Origin of the sequence: Segeticoccus rhizosphaerae (genome assembly GCF_009192725.1) — a bacterium.
Lineage (GTDB): Bacteria > Actinomycetota > Actinomycetes > Actinomycetales > Dermatophilaceae > Segeticoccus > Segeticoccus rhizosphaerae.
Genome location: NZ_VOHR01000404.1, coordinates 1 through 3,017 on the forward strand (window position 1 = coordinate 1; position 3,017 = coordinate 3,017).

The 3,017-nt window shown below is 69.6% G+C and carries 4 protein-coding genes; 1 reads left to right on the top strand and 3 read right to left on the bottom strand.

The features are described 5' to 3' along the window. Positions 1–1,296: ABC1 kinase family protein (locus FRW57_RS19725; RefSeq protein WP_152186846.1), on the top strand; the 1,296-nt coding region annotated here is incomplete at its 5' end. A gap of 324 nt (positions 1,297–1,620) precedes the next feature. On the opposite strand, the gene FRW57_RS19730 is transcribed toward FRW57_RS19725, so the two are convergent. The 3 genes from FRW57_RS19730 to FRW57_RS19740 form a co-directional block, all read right to left on the bottom strand. Continuing rightward, positions 1,621–1,908: a WhiB family transcriptional regulator gene (locus FRW57_RS19730; RefSeq protein ID WP_137122399.1), complete on the bottom strand. Its 288-nt coding sequence runs from the start codon at positions 1,906–1,908 to the stop codon at positions 1,621–1,623. 227 nt (positions 1,909–2,135) lie between these two features. Continuing rightward, positions 2,136–2,405 carry a hypothetical protein gene (locus FRW57_RS19735; RefSeq protein WP_152186847.1) on the bottom strand — a complete coding sequence of 90 codons (270 nt, stop codon included), beginning with the start codon at positions 2,403–2,405 and terminating at the stop codon, positions 2,136–2,138. A 123-nt stretch (positions 2,406–2,528) separates the two neighbouring features. Further along, positions 2,529–3,017 (bottom strand): HRDC domain-containing protein (locus FRW57_RS19740; protein WP_203230437.1); only part of this gene is annotated, 489 nt, incomplete at its 5' end.

The following is a 3,017-nucleotide window of genomic DNA, read 5'->3' on the forward strand; positions in this document are numbered from 1 at the left end:
AGCGCGAAGCTCGCGGCGCTGCCGCTGGGCTTCGCGGGCCGGACCGCGATCGGTCTCGGCAAGCGGGTCGGCGGACGACCCGCCGAGGTGGTCGCGGCGGAGATGCAGGCGCGCACCGCCGAGCAGCTGTTCAAGGTGCTGGGCGAGCTCAAGGGCGGCGCGATGAAGTTCGGCCAGGCCCTGTCGATCTTCGAGGCGGCGATGCCCGAGGACCTCGCGGGCCCCTACCGGGCCACGCTGACCAAGCTGCAGGACGCGGCGCCCCCGATGCCGACGAAGACCGTGCACGCCGTGCTGCGGGACGACTTCGGTCCGCGGTGGCGTAGCCGGTTCACCAGTTTCGAGGACCGGCCAGCGGCCGCAGCGTCGATCGGCCAGGTGCACCGGGCGGTGTGGGCCGACGGCCGCCCGGTCGCGGTCAAGGTGCAGTACCCGGGGGCCGGGCCGGCCCTGCTCAGCGACCTGAGCCAGGTCTCGCGGGTGGCCAGGGTCGCCGCGGGGTGGATCCCGGGTCTGGACCTCGCGCCGATCCTCGAGGAGCTGAAGGGCCGGATGGCCGAGGAGCTCGACTACCGGTTGGAGGCGACCTCCCAGGCGCAGTTCGCCGAGGCGTTCGCCGGCGACGAGACCTTCGCACTGCCGGACGTGGTCGACTCCAGCGAGCACGTGATCGTCAGCGAGTGGCTGGAGGGGCTACCGCTCTCGTCGATCATCGCCGCGGGCACGCCAGAGGTCCGCGACCAGGCGGCGACCCGCTACATGGAGTTCCTCCTCGCCGGCCCGCAGCAGGCGGGGCTGCTGCACGCCGATCCACACCCCGGCAACTTCCGGCTGATGCCCGACGGCCGGCTCGGCGTCATCGACTTCGGCGCGGTCAAACGGTTGCCTGACGGGCTCCCCGTGGAGATGGGCGAGCTGCTCACGCTCGCGCTCGAGGGCGATGCGCAGTCACTGCTGGAGGGCTTGCGCGAGCTGGGATTCGTCAAGTCCACGATCGACCTGGATGCGGAAGCGGCCCTCGCCTACCTCGAGCCGTTCATCGCCCCCCTGCGCACCGACACGTTCACCTTCAACCGGCCGTGGCTGCGCGGCGTGTTCGCCCACATCAACGACCCACGACGGCCGCAGTTCTCGGTGGGTATGAAGCTCAACCTCCCTCCGGAGTTCCTCCTGATCCACCGGGTCTGGCTCGGCGGCATCGGGGTGTTGTGCCAGATCGGCGGGCAGGTGCCGGGCCGGGCCATCGTCGACGACCTGCTGCCCGGAGCGGACCTGCCCCCGCTCTCCCAGGCATGACGAAGGCGGAGGCGCTTCGACCGGGTGGTCGAGACGCCTCCGCCTCAGGATCAACGCTGGTGACTCCCCCGTGGGATCACCCGCGTCGCTGTCGACGCTCGGCACGCCGGGCCTCCATGGCCACTCGCAGCGAACGCCGGCGGACACCCTGGTCCGTCTCCGTACCGTTGCGCTGGGCCATTCGGGCACGTGCCAGGTCCTCATACATGAGGTGATACATGGTGGAACTCCTTGAAAAGTCAAGAGATTGACGGTGAGGGGGACGCCGGTCGGATGCGTTGACACGCACCCGACCAGGTCCGGTCGTGAGGCCGGGACCACGCATCAGGCGGCCACCGTCGACTTGCGGGGACGCCCTCGCGGACGCTTCCGTGCGACGACCACGCCCTGGATGAAGAGCTGGCCGCCCCAGACGCCCCACGGCTCGGCGCGATCGAGCGCTCCGGCGAGGCACTGGGTCATGACCGGGCAGGAGCCGCACAGGCTCTTGGCGAACTCGACGTCCTCTGGCCGCTCGGCAAACCACATCTCGGGGTCGTTCACTCGGCACGGGATGTCCTCGCCGGCCTCATGCGCCTGGGCGTTCTTGTCGATCAGTTGCGATAGCTGCATCGGGGTGTCACCTCCAACGTGTCGTCGCCCTCGGTCCGAGGGCTGGTCCTGTTGTGTGTTCCGTGTCGCTCCAGGGCGGGGCAGGGTCTCTCCCGTGACCTCGGAGCTGGTGCTGCTCTTCATTGCTGGCTTCCTGGTGGTCTTGGGCGGCCTGCTCGACACACGAGAAAGGCCGCGGATCCCGGATGTCGGGTTCCGCGGCCTGGGGGTGACCTGGTCTGGAAGTGCTAGACGGGAGGTCTTCCGGAGCCGACGAACGCGACATCACTGTTGAGGGACTTGGGGGTGGCGTAGAACGCGAGGTCAACCACGACACGAGTCGTGTGGACCGCGGCAGCGCCGCCGATGGCGAATGCGGACACACCGGTCCCCTGACCCATCCCACTGATCGGCGAGATCAGGGCGCGGCCGGCAGCCTGCGGGCAGCCGACGAGGACGCGGGGCTTGTGCATCGCGTTCGACATCGTGGTGATCTCCATCAGGGCCAACCTCCTCATCTCGTCTCGTGGTGTTCCACAGCAGGCCATTTCGGCCCCTGTGCGGTTCGTACGCATGAAAGAGTAGAGCAGGCGGACCTACGGCGGCAAAGCATTTAACGAGAAATCTTCACGCTGGGTCGCTCACGGCGCGTCACTGTTCCTGAGTTCGGTTGCTGCAGAGCCCTTTTCGGCGATCTCGGCCGGGTCGGATCCGTCCAGAACCGCCAGTACGGACGCGCCGTAGCGCTCGAGCTTGCGCGTCCCGACCCCGGAGATCGTCGCGAGATCTCCCAGTCCCGCGGGGCGTCGTTCGGCGATCGCGGTCAACGTCGCGTCGGTGAAGACCACGTAGGCCGGCACCTTGGCATCGGTCGCGACGGCCAGACGCCAGGAGCGCAGCGCCTCGAAGGTCGCCTCGTCGTAGGTGGGTGGGCAGGCGCTGCACCGACCGACTTTCCGCTCGGCCGCGGTGTCCAGGCCGGTGCCACAGGTGCGGCAGAAGGCCGGACGCGCGGGCCGCGCCGCCCGGCCACGCGACCGGGACTTCGGCTGGGAGCGGGCCCCCTCCCCCAAGACGCTGGCAGCGTTGTCGAGGAACCGGGACGGTCGGCGCGAGGCGCGCCCGCCCGG